Annotated in this window: 2 protein-coding genes; both read left to right on the top strand. The window is 42.3% G+C overall.

All coding sequences use genetic code 11. The annotated features are described in order from the left end of the window. Window positions 1–741 precede the first annotated feature (741 nt). Window positions 742–1,764 (top strand): NADH:flavin oxidoreductase/NADH oxidase, encoded by a 1,023-nt coding sequence (locus GRP75_RS29360; RefSeq protein ID WP_202404301.1) that lies wholly within the window; start codon window positions 742–744, stop codon window positions 1,762–1,764. A 123-nt stretch (window positions 1,765–1,887) separates the two neighbouring features. Continuing rightward, a complete protein-coding gene (locus tag GRP75_RS24745) occupies window positions 1,888–2,280 on the top strand; it encodes an oxidoreductase (protein ID WP_237449179.1) in 393 nt (130 codons plus the stop codon). Window positions 2,281–2,300 lie beyond the last annotated feature (20 nt).

Here is a 2,300-nt window from a genome sequence, read left to right as displayed (position 1 = left end):
TCAGCTTGTTCTTCATCCCAAGAAGTGGGTGTCCAATGCATCGAGCTTTTTTATGGAGAGCATGAGAATGTAGATTTACCTCCACATCCAAATTAATATACAGTACGAGCGCTTCCTAGTGGATACCAGAAGCGCTCACAGTTTAACGTGCCGAAAAGGATGAGAACTTAGAATGAAAAGAGAAAGCAAAGTTTATTCAAATCATCCACGTATTTTTTTGAAAAATAAGCAATCCATATTTGCATTCAAAACTTGACAGCAAGTAATTTTTTCACTAAATTAAATGCATGCGCATGTTTTTTAATTTGGTAATGTGCTAAACCATTCGGTTACTTAATATTTAATTAGAACAAGATGTCAATGCAGAAGTTCAGTCATTGGTGAATTTCACCATAGACCATTTGGGCCGTGCAGATACATTAATTAATTGCGCAGGCTGCTGCGGAGAATATCACCTATGGCAGTATCCCTCGTAAGGATGTAGCCCGTGCCATTGTGGCAGCTTTAGATGTGAAGAACACATACAAGCGAGCTTTTGATCTGATTACTGGTGACGATTCAGTTGTTGATGCATTGCAAAAAATCTGAAGATGAGGACCAACGAGTAAATGGCGTATTTACTTTGAAGTTTTGAAATCATACCTAAAGTTGACAAATGAAACAAACATGTTAATATATATGCGTGTGCATGCATTTGATTGATGTATTTCATAATATACCTCAGAGAGGAGTCTTTCTCACATGAAAGATTTATTTAGTCCCTATACAATTAAAGGTTTGGAATTGAAAAATCGCGTAGTTATGCCTCCAATGTGCCAATATTCGGTTGACAAAAAGGATGGGGTCGCCACAGATTGGCATTATATACACTACGTTAGCCGAGCGGTAGGCGGAGCTGGTTTTATCATGATTGAAATGACAGATGTAGAGCCGGATGGTCGTATCTCCGATTTTGATCTTGGTTTATGGTCAGATGAGCAGATTCCTGCTCTCAAACGGATTGTAGATGCTTGTCACAGCTACGGTGCCAAAGTGGGAATCCAGATCGCGCATGCCGGACGCAAGGCGGAAGATGCTGAAGTTCCTGTAGCGCCATCTGCCATTGCATTTGATGAAAATTCAAAACAACCTCGCGCGCTTACAACAGAAGAGGTTAAAGGACTAGTTGAGAAATTTCGTGCTGCTGTAGCTCGCGCTGTCAAGGCTGGATTCGACACCATTGAAATTCATGGTGCACATGGCTATTTGATTCATCAATTTCATTCGCCGCTTACGAACAAACGGGAAGATAGATACGGTAAAGACCTTACCCTTTTTGGTCGGGAGATCATTCAGGCAGCGAAGGGCGAAATGCCGGAAGATATGCCGCTCTTGATGCGTATTTCTGCCAAAGAATACGTAGATGGTGGATATGGTATTAAGGAAAGCATTGCTTTTGCCAAGGAATATCAAAAGGCAGGAGTAGATATGTTTGATATTTCATCTGGCGGTGAGGGACCTATAGCTGCATGGGGCAGACCAGGAACTCACGCAGCATATCAAGTCCCCTTGGCAAAAGAAATCAAAGAAGCTCTGGATATTCCGGTGATGGCCGTTGGAAGACTAGAAGATCCAATTTTGGCGAATGCAGTTATCGGAAATGAAGAGGCCGATCTGGTTGCTGTGGGTAGAGGGATGTTGAGAAATCCTTATTGGTCACTGGAAGCCGCTTCAAAATTGAAAAAAGAAACTGCAATCCCTACACAGTATACTACAGGGTTCTAAGATCGACTGTATGCATTATTGGTTGATCCTGCTTGGGTCAGCAAAATTCGGGGCGGAAGATTGGACGATTTAATTTTGTAGAACTAAAAAATAGTGCTGAAAAATCGATTAGGTGTTGCACCTATGACACGCACGAGTGCTTCTCCAGAAGGCTTTGCAACGGATCAAATGGCACAATACTATGCTTCATTTGCACATGGCGGATTTGGTTTGATTATTGTTGAGGGAACCTATACAGATGAGCTGTTTAGTCAGTGTTATTTCAACCAGCCCGGGATGGCCACTGACGAACAGGCTAAATCGTGGGAAAAGGTGGTGGAAGCTGTTCATAAGGCTGGCGGAGCAATTATTGTTCAGTTAGAACACGCGAGTGCTTTATCTCAAGGTAACCGATTCGAATCAAATATATTGGCTCCATCAGCAGTGCAACCACAAGGAGGCAACTTGCGTTTTATGGCGGTGAAGGAGCTTTTCCGATGCCTGTGGAAGCAACGAAGAAAGATATTGAAAACGTAATTCAGGGATTTGTGAATGCT

The organism is Paenibacillus sp. OT2-17 (genome assembly GCF_009827695.1).
Classification (GTDB): domain Bacteria; phylum Bacillota; class Bacilli; order Paenibacillales; family Paenibacillaceae; genus Paenibacillus; species Paenibacillus polymyxa_B.
This window is presented reverse-complemented; position numbering and strand designations above follow the sequence as displayed.